Source organism: Micromonospora sp. NPDC050276 (assembly GCF_044459545.1).
GTDB lineage: Bacteria > Actinomycetota > Actinomycetes > Mycobacteriales > Micromonosporaceae > Micromonospora.
On record NZ_JBITJA010000010.1, the window covers coordinates 159,715 to 174,623 of the forward strand.

The following is a 14,909-nucleotide window of genomic DNA, read 5'->3' on the forward strand; positions in this document are numbered from 1 at the left end:
GGCCTGCTGGCGGCCTTCGGCCGGCATCGGCCGGGCCAGCCGGCCACGCTGACGACGACAGAACCTAAAGACCTAGGGGCTCCGGCCCGAACGCCGACTCTCCCCAAAGATGCCCCCGCGCTAGTAGCTCACATTCTCATGCCTTGAACTGCCACCACCGGTGGACGTTTTCTCCGCCCTTCGATTCAGGGCCCACCCATGCCTCATCCACGTCCTCGCCCTGCTCGAAGTGCTTCACGTCTAGGCGGACGATACGACGGGCAGAGATCACCGAGAACTGGGCATCCACTCGTCCAGTCAACCCCTCCTTGGAGGTCAAGGAGATTGGAGCCGACAGCAGGATCTCCCGATCCTGAGTCTCCTCAGGTACGGGGCTGAAGGAATACAGCCTGCCCTGCACGTAGCTGCCATCGTCCATGGAGGCACCCACGAAGATGGGCCCGGCGCCCTCTTCGTCGTACATGTGCATGACCTTGTGCCAGGCAGACCTAGTGTCGATACTGCCGCCGTTTGAGCCCGTCATCGAGCCCAGCACCCGGCTGAACCCGAGCCTTTTACTTATGTCGAGAACGCGAGGGTGAGCAGCAGCCACGCCGATCACGACCGCGCCGACAAGTAGAGCGAAGGACCACCAGGCCACGCTGACATGGTGCTCTCGGGCGTAGCTGGCCGGATGCCTGACTAACTCGCGAACGTTCAGGGTGTGATCCGGAAGTAACGCCCGTAGACCCGTATGAAGCAGGGCGACGGCGGCCAGGCAGGCAACACTGGCGAAAACCACCGCTAGCGATTCCCGGAAGGGTGAGAAGACGCCCCTCGGGGTCGTCCGCTCTCGAAGCAGAACGTAGGCAAAGCCGGGAGCAAGCAGCGCGACGAACAGCACCAACCCGACGAGGCTGGACGGGACCACCCGACTGCCCCTCCTACTTCGTCTTCTTCGACCCGGACTTGTCGGACGCGTTCGCCTCGGGGCTCAGTTTTGTGGACCGCGGTGGCTTCTGGGCCGTAGACACCGTCTCCTGCCGGAACTCACCGCTCGGCGTACTGACGTGCCGCTTGCCACTCGACTTGTCGCTGCCTTTTGCCATGTTGGGCCCCTCCGGGGATTCGTGCCCGCCGCGCCCGCGCAGCGTACGACAACGCGACGCCGCTGGCTAACGAGTGGTAGTCGGGATGTTGACAAGCACGCCAGCCCTAGATGTGACGATCGCAAGGTGGTCAACGTCCGTCGCGAGCCGGGTTATCGGCTGCCGCGCCGCTTCGCGGCTTGCCATCGGGTACCGGGGTCCAGGCGCGCGGAAAACCGGCGACACGGCAAGCCGCCCCCGGCCCAACAGGCCGGGGGCGGTAAGCCACACGCCGCCGGACAGCCACGCGCCCACCGCTCTGCCTTGCCAGCAACCGGTGTCCCGGGCGGTCAACAGCGGTCATAATCGGGCAGCACGCCACCCACACTGACCAGGCGTTCCGGGCAGATCCCGACTGCCGAGAACGATCCTCCAAACTGAGCTTCTAGCGGGCGAAGACGAACCGCTTCCGTACCTGGAGCGCACGTCACGCTGCCGATAGCGTTGGTTCTGTGACGGAAGAGGTTCGGCGAGCCGTCCGGCTGCTCTGTGACCAGGCACTCACCGGCGTTGGTCGATGGTCGGGGCGGGCTCCACTTCGGGATGCTCTGTACCACGCGACACGTGGGCGGATCGACAAGCGCCCGCGCTACTCGGTCGGCCAACTCCCGACCCTTGACACACCCTGGCAGGACACCGCATCAGGTAGGTACTTCGGTTGGCGGTGCCGACAGGGGAACCTCAACCGGGAGTTCGCTTTTGCCGTCGAATACATCGTGTGCCCGCACTGCCGAACAGCCTGGGTCGACAAGCCGTACACCGCTGAGGAGTACCAGCGTCAGGGCCTTGCTTCGGTGGCTCTGTGGGCACTTCGTGAGGAGAATCCAGGACTGTACTGGTACACCGGCAGCGGGCACCTGGGCGAGGCCAAGGCGTTCTGGGTGGCCGTTGGACGTGGTGTGCCTGGTGCCTACCGTCAACGCGAGCTGTGCGAGCACATCGACAGGCATGGGGGATTGAAGCCGAGCTGGCGACTTCGGCGGGAGCGGCGCCGGGCGGCCAGTAGCGCCCGTCACGGTTGATCGCTGGCGGTTCGGCGCAAAGCGCAGGAAGTCAGCGGATCGTCAGCGAACGTCGTACCGCGCAGCCCGGCTCGATCATGCTCGACGGCACGACCGATGCGCCTGACCACGCGGCACGGCATTTGATCACACTCGCTGCTACGTCAGGTCACTTTCCCCCCGACGGGGGTCGTCCCTTTCCCGGGATCGCTTCCGGCCAGCTGAAGGTCTGTCTTCCGGGGCGGCCGGTCGGGACGGCGGACGAAGGTCAGCGGAGGTCAGCCGGACCCCCGCGCTCCTCAGAGATCCGCCGCTCCGTGACGAGCGCGGCAGCATCACGCTTCTGGTTTGATCACCCGGTCGCCGTGCTGCTTGCCCGGCCTGACGGTGTCCGGCCGTACGGCGCCGCCATCGCACTGTCCAGCCGCCGCGAGTTGGCGCCCGACGAGGTCCGTCGCCTGCAACATCTTCCCGGCACTTCGAGGCGCATGCGCCGGGGAGCGGAAACGGCAATCGCGCGCCGGAGCGGCCTGGAAGCGGGTACTGCCGTTTCCCGTGGGCGACACCCGCCCTCGGGGTTGCGGTAATCCCGGGGCCCGCAGCGACACAAGCCAGGGTGAGAGTCGCCGAGGCAATGGGGGTTCGGGGTGGGTCCACCGAAGAAGCGGGACGAGGGCTGGTTCACCAGTCTCTACGCCGCCGAGTACGCGCACATAGTCCGATACGGCCTGCGCCGGCTCGCTGACCGGGATGCCTCGGCGGAGCTTGCCCAAGAGGTCTTCGTCGTCGCCTGGCGTCGTCGCGCCGAGGTCCCGGAGCGCAGCCTGCCCTGGCTGTACGGGGTGGCCCGACGCCTTCTGGCGAACCAGTGGCGGTCGCGACGTAGCGCCCCGGACCTCCTCTCGATCACCGATGTCGACGTCGAGCGGCTGGCCGGATCGCCGGGTGCCGACACGAGCGTGGGGGTCGCCGACATCTGGGCTGCTCTGACCAACCTCAACGACCTCGACCAGGAAATCCTCCGGCTGGTCGGCTGGGAGGAGCTGACGGTATCCGAGGCGGCCAAGGTTCTCGGCTGCACCGGGGCGACCGCCGCAGTGCGCCTGCATCGCGCCCGCCGCCGTCTTGCCGAAGCGATGTCGGACCGACCCGCGCAGACCCGGCGTAGCCCGGTGCTGATGCCCATTCGAGAGGATCTGTGATGTTCGGAGCAGAGCGAACCCGTACACTTTTCGGCCCGGCCGACCCGGCCCGGAACGTCGCCGTCGGGCCACCGCCGGTCTCGGCGCGCGAGCTGATCGACCGCGCCGGCGCTACCGAGACAGTGGTCGGGCGTCGCGTACGCCCGACCCGCCGGCTGGTCCTGGCTGCCGGCACGCTGGCGGTGGCGGTCGGCGCCGTGGCGGTGCTCCAGCCGTTCGGCGAGGGCGCACCGGACACTCCGGGCGAACCGGCGGCGGCAGCCGGGTTGGTACTCGTGCCGGTCGCGTACCAGTTCGACGCGGGTCCGCCGGCCGCCGGCCCGCAGCTCCGCATGCTGGCCGACAAGATCAAAGACGCGGCGTACGACCACCAGAGCGGGCGCTACATGTACCACCACACGAAGGTGTGGGGCGACCCGGTGATGACCTCGGCCGACGGCCGCCACCACGTGGCCTTCGCCGACGAGACGAAGGTCTGGCAGGCCGCCGACGGAACCGGTAACCAGGTCAACACGCAACTCGAGCCGCAGTACCCCGACCAGGAGTCTCGGGACTACTGGCAGCGCGCGGGCATTGGGCGATCAGCAGCCACCGGCACCCCTGCACCGAGTGTCGTTCCGCTACCGCCCAGGGAGCTCAGGCCGCCGTCGGCCGTCCCGTCCGAGTTGCGGGAGCTGCTGAAGGTCGAGCACGGCGCGGGAGCGGCGAGTAAGGAGGTCAGCACGCTCTACGGGCGGTACGTCGTCCCGCGTGCGACCCGAGCGGCGGTCCTGCGGGTCCTCGCCGACGTGCCCGGCTTCCGCTGGCGGGGGCAGGTCACCGACCGCGCCGGCCGGAACGGTGTCGCTGTCACCTTCGACGACCGCGAGCACGACGCGCAGTCTCTCCTGATCTTCGATCCACATACGGGCGAACTGCTCGCGCACGAGCGGCTGACGCTGTCGCCCACGCGGATCAGCTCGTACCAGGTGATCCTCGACGTCGCCTGGACCGACCGGCTCGGCTGACCGTCGACCTTCGGGGCCGCTCTTTCCGGGAGCGGCCCCGCTGTCTTTGCCGCAGCGGCAGTAGCTGCGAAGATGCCCACGCTCGTAGCAGATCAACTGTCTTGGTGGGGTTTTTCCACAGGGCACCAGGTTGTCCACAGGCGAGCGCATCGGGGCGGTCCGTGGGGCGGATTCCGACCAGGGTTGGCGGCATACCAGAGCCCGACCGCTGGAGGCCGCGATGCCATCCCGTACCACGGTTCCGCCGATCCGCCGGCTTCCGCTGGTCGTCACCGGCGACGACGATCTGCTCGATGATGTGCTCCGGCTCGCCGCCGTCGGCGGGACCGAGGTGGAGCTCGCCGGTGACCCAGCGGCCGCCCGTACCCGATGGCTTCCCGCGCCGTTGGTCCTGCTCGGCGCCGATCAGGCGCAGGCGTGCCTGCGCGCCCGGTTGCCGCAGCGGCCTCGGCTCGTGCTGGTGGGCCGGGCCGGTCAGCTCGACCCCGGCTGGCAGATCGCCGAGCTGATCGGGGCCGAGCACGTCGCCATGCTTCCGGCTGCGGAGCCGTGGCTGGTGGATCGGTTCGCCGAGCATGATCCGGGCCGCCCGGCCGGCGTCGGCGCCCGGATCGTCGCGGTCCTGGGTGGTCGGGGTGGTGCAGGCGCGAGTGTGCTCGCCGGTGGCCTTGCGGTGACCGCCGCCCGGGCCCGGCTCCGCACGCTGCTGGTCGACGCCGATCCGCTCGGTGGTGGCCTCGACCTCGTGTTGGGCTGGGAGCAGTTGGATGGCCTGCGCTGGCCGGCGCTCACCGGTGCCGACGGGCGCGTGGACGCCCCGGCGCTGGTGCAGGCCCTGCCCAGCCGGGGTGATCTCGTGGTGCTCTCCTGGGATCGCGGGGAGATGCTGGCGTTGCCGGCGGCGGCCATGGCGGCGACGGTCGACGCGGCCCGGCGTGGTCGTGACTTTGTGGTGGTCGATCTGCCCCGACAGCTGGACGACGCGGCTGTGGTGGCGTTGCAGGCCGCCGACCAGGCATTCATCGTCGTGCCGGCCGAACTGCGTGCCACCGCGGCGGCGACTCGGGTGGTGGCCGCCGCCGCCCCACACTGCGCGGCGCTCTCGGCGGTGGTGCGCGGGCCTGCCCCGGGCCGGCTGCGCGCGAGCGAAGTGGCACGGGCGTTGGGGCTTCCGCTGGCCGGCACGCTGCGACCCGAGCCGGGGATCTGCCGTGGGCTGGAGCGGGGCGAGGCGCCGGCAGCCGACGGCAAGGGCCCACTGGCCGCACTCTGCCAACGGATCGTCACCGACCTCACCGGCGCGCCGGCCACGGGTGCGGCATGACCGGCCGGCTGGAGGACGGCAGTCTCGCCGCCCGGGTGCGACAGCGGATCGCCGCCGCTACCACTCCGGTCACCGCGGCGGCGATCGTCTCGGCGGTACGGGCCGAGCCCACCGCGGCAGTGCTCGGTGACACCGCCATGCTCCGGATCGCCGACCGGGTGCGCGACGACCTCGTTGGCGCCGGGCCGCTGGCACCACTGCTCGCCGACCCGGCGGTCACCGACGTTCTCGTCAACGGCACCCGGGTCTGGGTCGACCGCGGGTCGGGGCTGCACCAGGTCGCTGTCCCGGTGGGTTCGGCAGAGGACGTACGCCGATTGGCGCAGCGGCTGATCGCCAGCGCGGGGCGGCGGCTCGACGACGGCTCCCCGTACGCGGACGCCCGGCTTCCTGACGGCACCCGACTGCACGCGGTGCTACCGCCGGTGGCGACCGACGGCCCCTACCTGTCCCTGCGGACCTTTCGGCACCGGCCGTTCACCCTCGACGAGTTGGTGCGCCAGGGGACGGTGCCGCGACCGCTGGCACCGCTGCTCGCCGCCGTCGTCGCGGCCCGGCTGGCGTACCTGGTCACCGGGGGCACGGGGTCGGGCAAGACGACCCTGCTCAACACGCTGCTCGGGATGGTGCCGGTCACCGAACGGATCGTGCTGGTGGAGGACGCCGCTGAGCTGCGTCCGGGGCATCCGCACGTGGTGGGGCTCCAGGCGCGTACCGCCAATGTGGAGGGCACGGGCGTGGTCAGTCTCGCGGACCTGGTCCGACAGGCGTTGCGCATGCGCCCGGACCGGCTGGTGGTCGGGGAGTGTCGAGGCGGTGAGGTGGTCGATCTGCTGGCCGCGCTCAACACCGGCCACGACGGGGGCGCTGGCACGCTGCACGCCAACACACCGTCCGACGTGCCGGCCCGGCTGGAGGCCCTGGGCATGTTGGGTGGGTTGCCCCGGGCCGCGCTGCACGCCCAGGTGGCCGCCGCGTTGCAGGTGCTGTTCCAGGTACGGCGGGGCGACCGGGGTCGGGTTCTGGAGTCGGTCTGCCTGCTGCTGCCGGAGGGGCCCGAACGGTTGGTGACCGTGGTGCCCGCCTGGGTGCGTGGCAGTGGGCTCGGGCTCGCGGCCCGTGCCCTCGGGGCACTACTGCGGGAGCGTGGGGTGGCGGTGCCGCCGATCCTCAGCGAGCCGTGGCCCGGATCGGCGGGTCCGGCATGAGCGGCGAGACGATGCTGGTGGCGGCACTGCTCCTGATCGCCGCAGCCGTGGTGGCGTGGCCCGTGCAGAGCATTCGGGCCCGCCGACGTCGGATTTTGACGCCGGGACGGAAAGGTGGCGGTGTCGATCCGGATGACGCCCTCCTGGAGTGGATCAGGGAACTCGGTCGCACGCCGGACGGACCGGGCGAGGGCCTCGGCGTCACCCCGGTCTCGGTTCATTCGGCCGGCACCGCGTGCGAGCCGGGCACCGCTGCGGGTTCCGGTGGAGTGCGGACGGCGCTCGGTTGGCCCGTCCGGGACCTCAGTCGCGGCCCGAGTTGGCCCGGGGCGACCGGGGGCCGCACGCGTCCGGCCGGCCCGACGCGCCCACCGTCCCGTCGAGATCCCCGACGGCCGACCGGCGCCGCCCGGCCGGCGGAGACCACCATGCTCGACGCGGATCTGGCCGCTGCCCCGTCGGCGGCCGCGATCGGGGTCAACGGTGTGGACGGGCGGGTCGACGTCCTCAGCAGGGCAACCGCCGATGGGCACGGCGACCAGGAGACGCGCTGTCGGGGCGACGCGTCCGAGGTGGCGATGGCCGACGGGTACGCGGATATCGATAGCCGGGACCTCCGCCACGGCCCGGTCGACAGCACCTCCGGTGGGCCGAGCGCAACCGCGTCGGTGCGCCTCTCGCGATCGACGACCCGGGTGCTGCCACTGATCGGCCTGGTGGGAGGCAGTGTCGGTGCCGTGGTTGGCGGGCCGGTGGCTGCGGTCGCGGTTGCCGGGTACGGCACGCTGGCCGTACGTGCCGCACTGCGCTGGCGATCGAACCGGTGCGCCGAGCGGGACCGACGGCGAGGGCTGGACCAACTGTGCGGCCTCGCGGCGGACCTTCGGGCCGGCCTGCCTGTACCGCAGGCGTTTGAGGTCGCGGCCGTCGAGCGCGACGGGTCGAGCCGGCTAGCTCAACTCACCTCGGCGGCGGTGCGGCTGGCCGACCGGACCGGCGCGCCGCTGGCGGAGCTCGTCGAGCGGATCGAAGCGGACGCTCGGGCGACCGACCGGGGTCTGGCCGCTGCGGCGGCTCAGGCAGCCGGCGCCCGGGCCACGGCATGGCTACTGGCGGCGCTGCCGATCGGTGGGATCGGGCTCGGCTACGGCATCGGCGTCAATCCCGTGGCGGTGCTGCTGCACAGCACCGTCGGTGGAGCCTGCGCGGTGGTCGCGGTCGCCCTGCAGGTCGTGGGCCTCCTCTGGGCCGAACGGCTGGGCGCGACACCGGGGCGGCCCGCGTGATGCCCCAGGGCCCGGCCAGCCGCCCCGGCCCAGCGAGCCAACCCCGCTCGGTGCGCCAGCCCAGCTCAGCGCGCCAGCCCAGCTCGATGAGTCAGCCCAGCTCGATGAGTCAGGCCAGCTCGATGAGCCAGGCCAGCTCGGTCAGTCGGCGGCGGCCGGACGCGATCCGGCTCGTGGCGGCGCTGGGCGGACTTGCCGTGGCCGTCGTGGTCGAGGGCTGGTTCGGGCTGCTCGGCGCTGTCCCGGTCGCGGTCCTGCTCGATCTCCTACTGCGCCGGATCGAGGCGCCCGCTGTGCGCAAGCGACGGCAGCAGGAGGCCGCCGACCTGCCACTCGCCGCCGACCTCCTGGCCGCGGCGATGCGGGCGGGCGCCCCGGTGGATCGGTCGGTGCTGGCCGTCGCCGAGGCGCTGGACGGGCCGCTCGCCGGCCGGTTGGCCCGGGTGGGCCGCACGCTGCTCCTCGGCGGTGGCCCGGCGGAGGCATGGTCGGCGCTGGACGGAGTGCCCGGCGCGGAGCGCCTGACCGCGGCGGCGTTGCGTTCGGCCAACAGCGGTGCCGCTCTGGCCGGCGCACTGACCCGGCTCGCCGACGACCTGCGTGCCGACCGGGCCACCGCTGCCGAGGCATCGGCCCGTCGAGCCGGGGTGCTCATCGTCCTGCCGCTGGGGCTCTGCTTCCTGCCGGCGTTCATTCTCGCCGGCCTCGTGCCGGTGATCGTCGCCGTTCTCGGCGATGTGCTCTGACCCATCGAGAAGGGAAACAACCATGCGCAAACTCATGGCTCGCCTGCGCGGCGATGCCGGGATGAACACGGCCGAGTACGCCGTCGGCACGCTCGCCGCGGTCGCCTTCGCCGGCATCCTGCTGAAGGTGCTGACCTCCGGCAACGTCCAGTCGGCGCTGACCGCCGTCATCGACCGGGCGCTGAAGTGATCGAGCGCCGGCGGGCCGGCCGCGACTCCAGGCCGGGCAGGCGGAGACTTCGCGTCGCCGAACGGGCTGGCGGCGGAGAGCGTGGGTCCTTCACCGCCGAGCTGGCGGCTGGCCTGCCGGCGCTGCTGCTACTCCTGCTGGCCGGGCTGACCGCGGTCAACGCCGTCAGCACCCAGGCGAGCTGCCTGCACACGGCCCGGGAGGCGGCGCTTGCCGTCGCCCGTGGCGGGGAGGGCGGCGCGGAAGGTGGTCGTGCGGCGCCGCCAGGAGCGGAGGTGTCGGTGTCCATCGACGGTGATCGGGTGCGGGCGACGGTACGGGCACCGGTCCGAACGCTCGGCGGGCGCCTACCGCGGATCACCGTGGTCGCTACCGCCGTCGCCGCCGTGGAACCGGGCGCTCACGAGGGGAGTTGGTAGTGCGACGAGCTGACGAGCGGTCAGCCCGCTCCGGTCCCGAACCGGCTGGCGATCGGCTCGTTGATGGTCGGCCGGACCCGCAACGAGGTGGAGCGACGGTCCTGCTGCTGGCGATCGGGCTCGTCTTCGTGGTGTTCGGGACGTTCGGCGCCGCTATCGTCGCCGCCGGGGTGGCGAGGCAGCGCGCGGCGGTGGCTGCCGATCTCGGCGCGCTGGCCGGGGCCAGCCGGGCCTTCGACGGCGACGCCGTGGTTTGCGCGTCCGCCTCCGACATCGCGAGCCGCAACGACGGCCGGCTGGTCAGCTGTCACCTCGACGGGCTCGACGTACTGGTGACGGTCGAGGTGGCGTTCACGCCACTACCCGGCCTGACCCGCGTAGCCGCGGCGAGCGCCCGTGCCGGCCCGGTTCGCGGCTGAACGACGCATGGCCGGGTCGAGCCGCCGACGGCCTGCCACCTCAGGGCCGAGCCGCCGATGGCCTGCCACCTCAGGGCCGAGCCGCCGATGGCCTGCCACCTCAGGGCCGAGCCGCCGATGGCCTGCCACCTCAGGGCCGAGGCGCCCGAGCCTGCCGGCCGGGACTGGTCGAGGTCCAAGTCCCGGCCGGCGGCGAGGAGTGGGTGGCCGGTTGGGCCGGGTGGATCAGCGGGCCTGGAGCGCGTCGAGGGCGACGGCCATCGCGATGACCAGGCGGCGGTCGATCTGCGGGTTCTGCACCTCGACGACGTACTTGTCGCGCAGGCCCCACTTCTTCACGACGGTGAAGACCGGCTGGCCGCCGGCGGTGAAGTCGAAGTGGTACGGCAGCCAGGACAGCGAGTCGACGAACCGGCGCAGCAGGGCCACCGGCAGGCTGCGCTCCTGGCCCGTCACCTGCGGCAGGCCGGCCTGCTCGACGTGCCAGGTGGACCGCAGCAGCGACTGGGCGAAGTCCTTGCGGAACAGGCCGATCGCGTTCCCCCCGGCGTCGGTGACGTCGTACGTGGCACCGAGGTCGATGCGCTGGCGGGCCTTGAAGCCGAGCAGGGGCTGCTGCTTGGAGTCATCGGTGTAGATCGTCACCTGCTCCTTGAAGGCGAGCCGCTTCTGCTGTGCGAACGCCAGCAACTCACCCTCGGTGCCGTCCGGGGAGACCGCCCGGACCTCGTACTGGTTGACCATCATGCGCAGTCGCTGGCGGATGTGGAACTGGTGCTGGCCCTGCAAGTTGTCGAGCTGCATGTGAACTCCTCCGGGGTTGGTGCGCCGGAGTCTCGCACAGCCCGACAACCGTCGCGGCCCCTGCTCTCCATGATCAGGTGGTGCTGGGTAGCCGTCGGGGCCGCCGGACGACTACCCAGCAGGGAGTGATCACTGGTGCCCTGGCAGGACCACTCCGGAGGACGTCAACGGCTGTCGACCGAGGTCGCCGCCCGCATCGCCCAGGTGTTGAGCACCTGGTGGATGCCGCGTAGCCGCTCGTTGATCTGTTCCAGCCGTTCCGCCTGGGCCAGGGCCGCCAGCGCGGACCCCAGCGCGATCTGCTGGTCGAGGGTGAGATTGTCCTGGTCGATGGTGTAGAGCAGGTCGACGGTCTCGGCGATGGTGTCGGCCACGGCTTCTCCTCGGGCACGGGGGGCGATCAGCAACATAGGCATCGATGGAAGCGCTCCCATGTCATTGTGCCCTGTGCCATGCCGATTCATGCAAGGTGGTCAGTCGGGCAGGTTCGCCAGCACCACGTCGAGCACTCGGATCGCGTCCGGCTTGGAGAGCGGGTTGTTGCCGTTGCCGCATTTCGGTGACTGCACGCAGGACGGGCAGCCGGTCTCGCAGCCGCACTCGGCGATCGCGTCCCGGGTGGCCCGCAGCCACGCCGCCGCCGTCCCGTACGCCCGCTCGGCGAACCCGGCGCCACCCGGGTGCCCGTCGTAGACGAAGACGGTCGGCGCCTCGGTGTCTGGGTGCAGGGCGGTGGAGAGCCCGCCGATGTCCCACCGGTCGCAGGTGGCCATCAGCGGCAGCAGACCGATCGCGGCGTGTTCGGCGGCGTGCAGCGCGCCCGGCACATCGGCCGGCTGGACCCCGGCGAGCGTCAGTGACTGCGGTGACAGGGTGAACCAGACCGCCACCGTGCGCAGCTCCCGGGTGGGCAGGTCGAGCGGCCGGGTGTCGATCACCTCGCCGGTGGCGATCCGTCGCCGCTGGTACGACACCACCTGGCTGGTCACGTCCACTTCGCCGAGGAACATGCCGACCGGCCCGGCGTCCACGTAGGAGCGCACCGACACCACGGACAGGTCGGTGACGTCGCGGGCGTGGGTGGACCAGTCCGGCTCCTCGGTGCGTACCAACGCGCAGCCGTCGGCGAGGTCGAGGTCGTCGACCACGTACGAGACGCCCTGGTGCAGGTAGACCGCGCCGGGGTGCAGCAGGAAGTGCGAGGAGCCGCCGTCGACCGTGCCGAGCAGCCGGCCGGTCGACGACTCCACCACGGCCACCGGGGCGCCGCCCTCACCGCGCAGATCCACCTCGGGCCGCTCCCGGTGCCGCCAGTACCACCCGGTGGGCCGCTGCCGCAGCGCCCCGGCCGCGACCAACTCGTCGACCGCCTCCTTCGCCCCTTCGCCGAAGAGGGCCAGGTCGGCCGGGGTGAGTGGCGCCTCCACCGCGGCGCAGGCGAGCTGCGGTGCCAACACGTACGGGTTGGCCGGGTCGAGCACCGTCGCCTCCACCGGCGCGCCGAAGATCGCCTCCGGGTGGTGCACCAGGTAGGTGTCCAGGGGGTCGTCCCGGGCCACCAGGACCGCGAGGGCCTCCTGCCCGGAGCGCCCGGCGCGGCCCGCCTGCTGCCACAGCGACGCCCGGGTGCCCGGGTAGCCGCAGATCAGCACCGCGTCGAGCCCAACCAGGTCCACGCCCAGCTCCAGCGCGTTGGTGGACGCCAGGCCGAGCAGGTCGCCGTGCAGCAGGGCCCGTTCCAACTCGCGCCGCTCCTCCCGCAGGTAGCCGCCCCGGTAGGCGGCCACCTTGTCGCCGAGCCCCGGCACCGCGTCGTCGAGCGCTCGACGCGCGTTGGCGGCCACCACCTCGGCGCCCTTGCGGGAACGAACGAACGCGAGCGTGCGTACTCCCTCGGCGACCGTGTCGGCGAGCAGGTCCGCGGTCTCGCGCAGCGCCGACCGGCGGACCTGCCGGAGTTCGTCGTGGTCACCGTGCGCCTGCGGGGGCACCGAGGGGGAGGAGTCGTCACCGTGCGCTTGCGGGGGGACCGAGGGGGAGGAGTCGTCACCGTGCGCTTGCGGGGGGACCGAGGGGGAGGAGTCGTCACCGTGCGCTTGCGGGGGCACCGAGGGGGAGGAGTCGTCGCCGGTCGCCTGCGGGGGCACAAAGGGGGATGGGGAGCCCGAGTCGGGTGGCAGCAGCGGCGGCTCCCAGAGCGCGAAGGTCACCCCGCCCCGGGGTGAGGCGTCCTCGGTGACCGCCGTCACCGGCAGGCCGGTCAGCCGCCCGGCCGCGGTGGCCGGGTCACCGGAGGTCGCCGAGGCGAGCACGAACACCGGGGTGGCCCCGAACCGGGCGCACTGCCGGCGCAGCCGACGCAGCACGTGTGCGACGTGCGAGCCGAACACCCCTCGGTAGGTGTGGCACTCGTCGATCACCACGTACGCGAGTCGGCGCAGGAAACCGGACCACTGGGCGTGCCCGGGCAGGATCCCGTGGTGCAGCATGTCGGGGTTGGTCAGCACGAACCGGGAGTGCCGGCGGATCCACTCCCGCTCGGCGCGCGGCGTGTCTCCGTCGTAGCAGGCGGGGCGTACCCCCTCCAGCTCCAGTGCGGCGACGGCGCGCAACTGGTCCGCGGCGAGCGCCTTGGTCGGCGCCAGGTAGAGCACGGTGGCCCGGGGGTCGGCGAGCAGGGTGGCCAGGGCCGGCAGCTGGTACGCCAGTGACTTGCCGGACGCGGTGCCGGTGGCGACGACCACGTGCTGGCCCTCGTACGCCAGGGTGGCCGCCTCGGCCTGGTGCTGCCAGGGCGCGACCACGCCGCGCCGGGTGAACGCCGCGCGTAGGTCCGCCGACGCCCACGCCGGCCACGGCGCGGGCACCCCGGCGCGGGCCGGCACCCGCTCGACGTGGGTGACCGGGTCGACGGCGCCCCGGGCGCGCAGCCTGCGCAGCAGGTCGGCCGGCGCTGGCCCGAGGTCAGGACCAGCGGATACGGTGGCCGCGGACGACGACTCCAGGTCGTGGCGCGGCGTGCGACGCGCCGAGCTGAAGTCGTTGGAGGTCACGCCCTGCACTCTCGCACTGGTGTTCGGAGATGAAAAGTCGGACACCGGGGTAAGGGGAAGCCTGCGCTGGCGTCCGCAGGCCGCCCCGGCGGTAGTGGTTAGATGCCCACGAGAGTTTACGGCTCTGGCGAGGAGGACCGATGGAGCTGTCACTGGCGACCCGCACCCTGGGCGAGCACACGGTGCTCGAGGTCGGTGGTGAGGTGGACGTCTACACCGCGCCCCGGCTCCGGGAGCGACTCCTCGAACTGATCGACGGCGGGGCTCGTCACGTGGTGGTCGACCTCGGTCGGGTGGACTTCCTCGACTCCACCGGGTTGGGCGTGCTGGTCGGTGCGCTCAAGCGGCTGCGCTCGGCCGGCGGCTCGTTCGCCCTGGTCTGCGACAAGGAGCCGCTGCTCAAGATCTTCCGGATCACCGCGCTGGACCAGGTGTTCCCGCTGCACCCGACGGTCGACGCGGCGATCAGCGCCGACTCGGCGGGCGCCGGCGCGTGATGGCGACAGTCAAGCTCTCCTTCTCGCCCGCCCCGGTGCACGTGCGCACCGCCCGCCTGGTCGGGGTCGCCGTGGCCCGGCGCGCCGGGGTCCGGGAGGACCTGCTCGACGAGGTGCGCCTGGCCATCGGTGAGGCGTGCACCCGCGCGGTGGCGCTGCACCGGCAGTACGGCCTGGCCGACCCGGTGCTGGTGGAGATGTCCGACGGTGGCTCGTACGCGGTGCGGGTCGTGGACCGGGCGCCGATCGAGGCGGGTATCGGTCTGACCGCGCTGCCGCCGGACGAGCTGGCCAACGAGTCGCTCACCGACGAGGCGCTGACCACCGGCGTCGGTTTCGCCCTGCTCGCCGGCTTCGTCGAGGACCTGCAGGTGCGCCCGGTCGACGAGGGCATCGGCACCGAGGTGCGGATGGTGTGGCCGGTCGGCCGCTGATCGGTTCCGCTGCGTAGGCCGCGTCCCCTGCCGGGGATGCGGCCTTCTTTGCATGGATCGGGCCCTATATCAGATTTCGTTTCATAACACAGCGACGAAGATCATCGCGACACGGTGCCACCTGGGTGTGACCTCCAACACTGCGGAGGGCTACAGTACCCGGGTTGTCAGCAAGTGACCTATCCCGCAGCC

At 71.9% G+C, this 14,909-nt stretch carries 15 protein-coding genes and 1 pseudogene; 11 read left to right on the top strand and 5 right to left on the bottom strand.

Annotated elements, in window-relative coordinates:
• Positions 1 to 136 precede the first annotated feature (136 nt).
• Positions 137 to 910, bottom strand: a complete 774-nt coding sequence (locus ACIBF8_RS22865) for a DUF6338 family protein (protein ID WP_396785422.1) — start codon at positions 908 to 910, stop codon at positions 137 to 139.
• A gap of 13 nt (positions 911 to 923) precedes the next feature.
• Positions 924 to 1,088 carry a hypothetical protein gene (locus tag ACIBF8_RS22870; RefSeq protein ID WP_396785424.1) on the bottom strand — a complete coding sequence of 55 codons (165 nt, stop codon included), beginning with the start codon at positions 1,086 to 1,088 and terminating at the stop codon, positions 924 to 926.
• A 1,687-nt stretch (positions 1,089 to 2,775) separates the two neighbouring features.
• On the opposite strand from ACIBF8_RS22870, the gene ACIBF8_RS22875 reads away from it, so the two are divergent.
• From ACIBF8_RS22875 to ACIBF8_RS22915, 9 genes are all read left to right on the top strand, one after another.
• Positions 2,776 to 3,330 (top strand): RNA polymerase sigma factor, encoded by a 555-nt coding sequence (locus ACIBF8_RS22875; protein ID WP_396785426.1) that lies wholly within the window; start codon positions 2,776 to 2,778, stop codon positions 3,328 to 3,330.
• Positions 3,330 to 4,337, top strand: coding sequence for a CU044_5270 family protein (locus ACIBF8_RS22880; protein WP_396785428.1), 1,008 nt, complete (start codon positions 3,330 to 3,332; stop codon positions 4,335 to 4,337). The genes ACIBF8_RS22875 and ACIBF8_RS22880 overlap by 1 nt, the downstream gene beginning before the upstream one ends.
• A 220-nt stretch (positions 4,338 to 4,557) precedes the next feature.
• Positions 4,558 to 5,661 (top strand): septum site-determining protein Ssd, encoded by a 1,104-nt coding sequence (gene ssd, locus ACIBF8_RS22885; protein ID WP_396785430.1) that lies wholly within the window; start codon positions 4,558 to 4,560, stop codon positions 5,659 to 5,661.
• Positions 5,658 to 6,869 carry a TadA family conjugal transfer-associated ATPase gene (locus ACIBF8_RS22890; protein WP_396785432.1) on the top strand — a complete coding sequence of 404 codons (1,212 nt, stop codon included), beginning with the start codon at positions 5,658 to 5,660 and terminating at the stop codon, positions 6,867 to 6,869. Before ssd ends, ACIBF8_RS22890 begins: the two co-directional genes overlap by 4 nt.
• The gene (locus tag ACIBF8_RS22895; RefSeq protein WP_396785434.1) at positions 6,866 to 8,155 is read left to right on the top strand and encodes a hypothetical protein; all 1,290 of its coding nucleotides are present in this window, start codon (positions 6,866 to 6,868) and stop codon (positions 8,153 to 8,155) included. Before ACIBF8_RS22890 ends, ACIBF8_RS22895 begins: the two co-directional genes overlap by 4 nt.
• A gap of 86 nt (positions 8,156 to 8,241) precedes the next feature.
• Positions 8,242 to 8,901 carry a type II secretion system F family protein gene (locus ACIBF8_RS22900; RefSeq protein ID WP_396785436.1) on the top strand — a complete coding sequence of 220 codons (660 nt, stop codon included), beginning with the start codon at positions 8,242 to 8,244 and terminating at the stop codon, positions 8,899 to 8,901.
• A gap of 22 nt (positions 8,902 to 8,923) precedes the next feature.
• Entirely contained in the window at positions 8,924 to 9,091 is a 168-nt protein-coding gene (locus tag ACIBF8_RS22905; protein ID WP_088981045.1) for a DUF4244 domain-containing protein, read from the top strand.
• 101 nt (positions 9,092 to 9,192) lie between these two features.
• A complete protein-coding gene (locus ACIBF8_RS22910) occupies positions 9,193 to 9,510 on the top strand; it encodes a TadE family type IV pilus minor pilin (RefSeq protein WP_396785538.1) in 318 nt (105 codons plus the stop codon).
• A complete protein-coding gene (locus ACIBF8_RS22915) occupies positions 9,510 to 9,929 on the top strand; it encodes an Rv3654c family TadE-like protein (protein WP_396785438.1) in 420 nt (139 codons plus the stop codon). The genes ACIBF8_RS22910 and ACIBF8_RS22915 overlap by 1 nt, the downstream gene beginning before the upstream one ends.
• A 225-nt stretch (positions 9,930 to 10,154) precedes the next feature.
• Here ACIBF8_RS22915 and ACIBF8_RS22920 read toward each other — a convergent pair whose 3' ends face one another.
• From ACIBF8_RS22920 to ACIBF8_RS22930, 3 genes and pseudogenes are all read right to left on the bottom strand, one after another.
• Positions 10,155 to 10,733, bottom strand: coding sequence for a hypothetical protein (locus ACIBF8_RS22920; RefSeq protein WP_396785441.1), 579 nt, complete (start codon positions 10,731 to 10,733; stop codon positions 10,155 to 10,157).
• Positions 10,734 to 10,897: 164 nt separating this feature from the next.
• Positions 10,898 to 11,107, bottom strand: coding sequence for a hypothetical protein (locus ACIBF8_RS22925; protein ID WP_396785443.1), 210 nt, complete (start codon positions 11,105 to 11,107; stop codon positions 10,898 to 10,900).
• A gap of 99 nt (positions 11,108 to 11,206) precedes the next feature.
• Positions 11,207 to 13,693 (bottom strand): annotated as a pseudogene (locus ACIBF8_RS22930) (DEAD/DEAH box helicase); the annotation flags it as partial.
• Between the two features lie 233 nt (positions 13,694 to 13,926).
• Between ACIBF8_RS22930 and ACIBF8_RS22935 the strand changes: the two are divergent.
• Together ACIBF8_RS22935 and ACIBF8_RS22940 are read left to right on the top strand one after the other, a co-directional pair.
• On the top strand, positions 13,927 to 14,283 hold the full coding sequence (locus ACIBF8_RS22935) for an STAS domain-containing protein (RefSeq protein ID WP_396785445.1): 357 nt from the start codon (positions 13,927 to 13,929) through the stop codon (positions 14,281 to 14,283).
• On the top strand, positions 14,280 to 14,717 hold the full coding sequence (locus ACIBF8_RS22940) for an ATP-binding protein (protein ID WP_030334228.1): 438 nt from the start codon (positions 14,280 to 14,282) through the stop codon (positions 14,715 to 14,717). The genes ACIBF8_RS22935 and ACIBF8_RS22940 overlap by 4 nt, the downstream gene beginning before the upstream one ends.
• The last annotated feature ends 192 nt before the right edge of the window (positions 14,718 to 14,909 follow it).

Bases quoted from the DNA above. Each gene is read 5' to 3' on its own strand.
- ACIBF8_RS22895 (WP_396785434.1), top strand. From the start codon at position 6,866: ATGAGCGGCGAGACGATGCTGGTGGCGGCACTGCTCCTGATCGCCGCA.
- ACIBF8_RS22900 (WP_396785436.1), top strand. From the start codon at position 8,242: ATGAGTCAGCCCAGCTCGATGAGTCAGGCCAGCTCGATGAGCCAGGCC.
- ACIBF8_RS22920 (WP_396785441.1), bottom strand. From the start codon at position 10,733: ATGCAGCTCGACAACTTGCAGGGCCAGCACCAGTTCCACATCCGCCAG.
- ACIBF8_RS22935 (WP_396785445.1), top strand. From the start codon at position 13,927: ATGGAGCTGTCACTGGCGACCCGCACCCTGGGCGAGCACACGGTGCTC.
- ACIBF8_RS22890 (WP_396785432.1), top strand. From the start codon at position 5,658: ATGACCGGCCGGCTGGAGGACGGCAGTCTCGCCGCCCGGGTGCGACAG.
- ssd (WP_396785430.1), top strand. From the start codon at position 4,558: ATGCCATCCCGTACCACGGTTCCGCCGATCCGCCGGCTTCCGCTGGTC.
- ACIBF8_RS22870 (WP_396785424.1), bottom strand. From the start codon at position 1,088: ATGGCAAAAGGCAGCGACAAGTCGAGTGGCAAGCGGCACGTCAGTACG.
- ACIBF8_RS22880 (WP_396785428.1), top strand. From the start codon at position 3,330: ATGTTCGGAGCAGAGCGAACCCGTACACTTTTCGGCCCGGCCGACCCG.
- ACIBF8_RS22905 (WP_088981045.1), top strand. From the start codon at position 8,924: ATGCGCAAACTCATGGCTCGCCTGCGCGGCGATGCCGGGATGAACACG.